The organism is Deferribacterota bacterium (assembly GCA_034189185.1).
In the GTDB taxonomy this organism is placed as follows: Bacteria; Chrysiogenota; Deferribacteres; order Deferribacterales; family UBA228; genus UBA228.
Genome location: JAXHVM010000140.1, coordinates 1 through 4903, shown reverse-complemented (window position 1 = coordinate 4903; position 4903 = coordinate 1). Strand labels below are relative to the sequence as shown.

The window sequence follows — 4903 nt, the reverse complement described above, 5'->3', positions numbered from 1 at the left end:
GCTCCTTGTGCCCGAAGGTATTCCATTTATTGATGATAATGCCTTGAAAGTGTTAAGAGATTATAAATATGTTGATTTAGCTGTTTATATTATAAATAAGTTTTGGCCTGAGGTTGAAACCTCTGTATTAGCTAAAATTATAGAGAATAGCTATAGAAATTTTTATAATGATAGGATTGTTACTATTAAGGATTTAAGAGAATTTTTATTGGCTGAATTATATCATGGCCCAACATTTGCCTTTAAAGATTTGGCAATGCAATTTTTGGGCAACTTATTTGAATATTTAAATAAAAAAAGAAATATAAATATAAATATCATTGGTGCCACAAGCGGTGATACTGGTAGCTCTGCTATTTATAGTGTTAAAGGAAAGGCTAATATATCAATTTTTATACTATATCCCTATGAAAAGATAAGTAACATACAAGAACTGCAAATGACAAGACATTTGGAAGATAACATACACCCTATTGCTATTAAAGGAAATTTTGATGATTGTCAAAAAATCATAAAATCTTTATTTATGGAAAAAGCATTTAAAGAAAATTATAATTTAGTTGCTGTTAATTCGATCAACTGGGCAAGAATTGTAGCGCAAATTGTTTATTATTTTTATATATATTTTCAATTAACTGAAAATAATGATGAAAGAGTTAATTTTATTGTACCGACAGGAAATTTTGGCAATGTATTTGCAGGATTTATGGCAAAAAAAATGGGTTTACCAATTGATAAGCTCGTAATTGCAACCAATGAAAATGACATATTAAATGGGTTTGTGAATAATGGGCATTATAGTGTTAAAAAAGCTAAAAAAACCTATAGCCCCTCTATGGATATAACTGTTGCAAGTAATTTTGAGAGATATTTATACTATCTATATGAAGGTGATGTGTCTTTAGTTAATTCGCAAATGGAGAATCTTAAAAACTCTGGCAGTATTATTGTTAGCCATGAAATGCTCCGAAAGGTAAAAGAAGATTTTTTGTCTGCCTCTACAACTAATAGTGAGATATTAAATACTATTAAAAAAGTGCATAAAGAATATAGGGAAATAGTTGACCCGCACACATCATGTGCTATTAATGCATACTATAAATTAAATGATAAATTGAAGGGTAAAACAATTTGTCTAGCAACGGCACATCCAGCTAAATTTCCAGAGGTCGTAAAAAAGGCTTTAGATATTGATATAGATTTACCAAGGGAAATAACAATATTATATAAAAAGAAAAAAAAGTCGATATTATTAGAAAATTCTGTAAAAAGTGTAAAAGATTATATCTTTAATCAAATAAGAAAATAGATGGATATAGAGGAGTTCGATTTTCATTTGCCAAAGCACCTTATTGCTAAATGGCCTGCAACAGAGAGAAGTAGTGCAAAATTAATTGTTTTAGACAGATTAAATAAGAACTACACACAAGATATCTTTGCAAATATTACAAGATATATATCAGATGATTATTTCTTAGTATTAAATAATACAAAAGTTAATAAAGCGAGATTATATACCCGTAAAGATACAGGGGGAAAAGTAGAAATATTATTATTAAATAAGATTAATAATTATGAATACTATTGTCTAACAAAGGGCAAAATTAGTGATAAACAAAGAGTCTATATTGATAAATACCAGTGTGATATTATTAAGATATACGGAAAAAAAGAAAGAAAGATAATCTTTTATGATATAACTGGTAGCAAGATTATGGAGCTTTATGGAGAAGTTCCAATTCCCCCTTATTTAAAAAGAGAGGCTAATGACATTGATAAGAAATACTATCAAACTGTCTATTCAAAGGTGCTTGGCTCGGTTGCCGCTCCTACAGCAGGACTACATTTTGACGAGTCAACGTTATATAGCTTAAAACTGAAAGGTGTTGAAATACTTGAAATAACATTAGATGTTTCTTATGGAACCTTTAAACCTATTGATAAAAAAGATATTAATGAACATGAAATGCATAGCGAAAACTACTATATTAAAAAAGATGTGATGGATAGAATAAACTATTTAAAGAAAGAAGGAAAAAAACTTGTAGCTGTTGGGACAACAGTAGTTAGAGCCTTAGAAGATGCATCAAATGATGAAGGCTTAGTTGAAAAATGGGGCAATGATGAAACAGATCTATTTATTAAACCAGGTTATAAGTTTAAGATTGTAGATGCAATGATAACAAATTTTCATTTACCAAAATCTTCACTGTTTATTTTGGTTTCAGCCTTTACTGGAACAAATTTATTAAAAGAGACCTATAACTATGCAATTGAAAATAATTTTAGGTTTTATAGCTATGGCGATGGAATGCTTATAAAATGAGTAATCCTTATTTTGAATTAATTAGTAAAGATAAGAAAACAAACGCAAGATGTGGACAGCTTTTTTTAAACCACGGTGTAGTTAATACGCCCATATTTATGCCTGTTGGAACATATGGGTGTGTTAAGACTTTAACCCCTAGTGAATTGAAGGAGTTAGGTGCTGAGATTATACTATGCAATGCTTATCATCTCTTTTTAAGGCCAGGTGTTGACATAATTAAGAAGTATGGGTCATTACACCAGTTTATTTCATGGGATAGGCCAATATTGACTGACAGTGGCGGTTTCCAGGTATATAGCTTGTCTGAGCTTAGAAAGATTGATGAAGAAGGGGTGAGCTTTAGGTCTCATTTAGATGGTTCTTTAATATATTTAACGCCTGAGAAGTGCATAGAAATACAGGAAGGCTTAGGGGTAGATATTATGATGGCCTTTGATGAGTGCCCTTATAGTTTAGCTGACAAATCATATATAGAAAGCTCTATAAAGCTAACAAGTAAATGGGCAAGTAGGTCAATAAATGCTAGAATAGATAAGAACAAGAAATTATTTGGTATTGTTCAAGGTGGTATATATAAAGATCTTAGAAAAAAATCAGCAAAGGATATAATAAATATGGGTTTTGATGGTTTTGCTATTGGGGGCTTAAGTGTAGGCGAGGAGAAAAAAAATATGTATGAAATAGCTGAATATACAGCTAGTTTATTGCCGGTAGAGAAGCCTAGATATATTATGGGGGTTGGTACACCTGAGGATCTACTCTGGGGGATTTCCTTTGGGATTGATATGTTTGATTGTGTAATGCCTACAAGAAACGCAAGAAATGGCCTATTGTTTACTTCAAATGGTAGAATTCATGTAAAGAAACAAAAATATATCTACTCTGATAAACCCATTGATTCTAACTGTGATTGCTATACTTGTAAAAACTTTTCATTAGGTTATCTTAGGCATTTATATAAAATAAAGGAGATGCTTGCCTACAGGCTAAATACAATACATAATCTTTATTTTTATATTTCTCTTGTAAAAAAAGCAAAAAATGCTATAAATAGCGGTAATTATGAGAATTTTTTTAAAAACTCATTGGATAAAATTTTAGAGGAGGACTGATATGTTTGAATCAATAGCTTTTGCGCAGGAAGCAACAAAGGGTGGAAGTCCATGGACGGCTTTTTTGCCCCTTATAATAATATTTTTGATATTTTATTTTTTATTGATTATGCCTCAACAGAAGAGAAATAAAAAACACAAACAGATGATTGAGTCTTTAAAGGTTGGTGATGAGATTATAACTACTTCTGGTATATATGGCAGAATTGACAGTGTAGTTGACCAAAATACTTTTATAGTTGAAATAGCAAAGGGTGTTAAGGTAAAAATGAACAAGAACGCTGTGGCTGGTTTAACAAAGCAGACTTAATAGATAGTAATGAAAACTATTTATAGATATGTAATAATTGCAATTGTCTTGTTAGGTGCAATCTATTATTTGCTTCCACAAAATAATAATATCAATCTCGGTTTAGATTTAAAAGGCGGTATGCACGTTATTTTGGGAGTACAGGTTAATAAGGCTGTCGAAGCCAAGTTAAATAGTATTGTATCTCAATTAAAAAGAGATTTATTAGATAAGTCCGTTGATTATGCATATATCAGAAAGGTGGGCAATAAAATTGAAATTGCATTAAAAATAGATAGTAGCGAATTAGTTAAAGGTATTATAGATAAAAATTATCCCTATTTTGAGATATCTTCATGGCAAGAATCTGATAAGAAGCTCACCCTTGTTTTATCAGAAAATGAAGCTGAAAGGATAAAAAACTATGCAGTAGATCAAGCCCTACAAGTGGTAAGAAATAGAGTAGATGAGTTTGGTGTAACAGAACCTGTTATTCAAAAGCAGGGCCAATATCAAATATTAGTACAACTACCGGGTGTTACTGACCCCAAAAGAGCTCTAGAATTGATAGGAAAAACTGCACAATTAGAGTTCTATTTAGTGGATGAAGATATTGATATGAGGAATGTCCTATCTGGAAATATTCCACCCGATGATATTGTGCTTTATCAAAAGCTATATGATGATAAGGGGCGTGAAATAAATAAAATACCCTATCCATTAAAAAGACCCCCGGTGCTAACAGGTGAGTATCTTTCAGATGCAGAAGTTAGAATTTCGCCTCAATATAATCAGCCCTATGTGATGATACGCTTTGATGCAGTTGGATCTAAGCTTTTTGAAGAAATTACATCAAATAATGTGGGTAAAAAACTAGCAATTGTCTTAGACAATCAGGTATATTCTGCCCCAGTTATAAGAGAGCCTATAGCTGGTGGAATAGCGCAGATTACAGGAGACTTTACAATGCAAGAGGCTAGAGATCTGGCAGTTGTATTAAGAGCAGGGAGCCTGCCGGCACCTGTTGAAATTTTAGAAAATAGAACAGTTGGACCATCTTTAGGGAGGGATTCAATTGAAAGCGGTATAAAAGCTGCAATAATAGCCTTAATAATGGTTATAGCATTTCTTGCATATTACTATAAACTGGCTGGTATATTTGCTAATATAGCA

The 4903-nt window shown here is 31.5% G+C and carries 5 protein-coding genes; all 5 read left to right on the top strand.

The features are described 5' to 3' along the window. The coding region (gene thrC / locus SVN78_08505; protein ID MDY6821646.1) for a threonine synthase at positions 1-1309 on the top strand (1309 nt) is incomplete at its 5' end. Continuing rightward, positions 1310-2326 (top strand): tRNA preQ1(34) S-adenosylmethionine ribosyltransferase-isomerase QueA, encoded by a 1017-nt coding sequence (queA, locus tag SVN78_08500; protein ID MDY6821645.1) that lies wholly within the window; start codon positions 1310-1312, stop codon positions 2324-2326. Continuing rightward, on the top strand, positions 2323-3441 hold the full coding sequence (gene tgt, locus SVN78_08495) for a tRNA guanosine(34) transglycosylase Tgt (protein MDY6821644.1): 1119 nt from the start codon (positions 2323-2325) through the stop codon (positions 3439-3441). Before queA ends, tgt begins: the two co-directional genes overlap by 4 nt. Position 3442: 1 nt before the next feature. After that, positions 3443-3751: a preprotein translocase subunit YajC gene (yajC, locus tag SVN78_08490; GenBank protein MDY6821643.1), complete on the top strand. Its 309-nt coding sequence runs from the start codon at positions 3443-3445 to the stop codon at positions 3749-3751. A gap of 9 nt (positions 3752-3760) precedes the next feature. Further along, positions 3761-4903, top strand: a 1143-nt coding sequence (gene secD, locus SVN78_08485; protein MDY6821642.1) for a protein translocase subunit SecD, incomplete at its 3' end; no start/stop codon positions are given.

Excerpts from the sequence above, each read along its gene's own strand:
- queA (MDY6821645.1), top strand. The coding sequence starts at position 1,310 with ATGGATATAGAGGAGTTCGATTTTCATTTGCCAAAGCACCTTATTGCT.
- tgt (MDY6821644.1), top strand. The coding sequence starts at position 2,323 with ATGAGTAATCCTTATTTTGAATTAATTAGTAAAGATAAGAAAACAAAC.
- yajC (MDY6821643.1), top strand. The coding sequence starts at position 3,443 with ATGTTTGAATCAATAGCTTTTGCGCAGGAAGCAACAAAGGGTGGAAGT.